Consider the following 208-nt stretch of genomic DNA (forward strand, 5'->3'; position numbering starts at 1 on the left):
AAGTTGGAGATAACCCTGTAGATAGATTATTAGGAAAAGAATTACTTTTACTTGTATGGTCCATAGAAGATTGCAAAAATAATGTTATAAATACKGCTATAAGAAATTGGTTAGGACTTGATATAGCTGAAAGATGGTGGTTATACACNNTGACTAATGCAGCAACAGGTGGAGCTTATGATAGAAATGGTTGGAGAAGAGCTATAAA

1 protein-coding gene is annotated in these 208 nt (G+C 33.2%); it reads left to right on the forward strand.

The window, feature by feature from the left end; all coding sequences use genetic code 11:
• A partial coding sequence (locus G3997_RS04765) for a DUF3780 domain-containing protein (protein WP_296649381.1) occupies positions 1–208 on the forward strand: 208 nt, incomplete at both ends.

The sequence above is a fragment of the Romboutsia sp. 13368 genome, from assembly GCF_018336475.1.
Classification (GTDB): Bacteria; Bacillota; Clostridia; order Peptostreptococcales; family Peptostreptococcaceae; genus Romboutsia.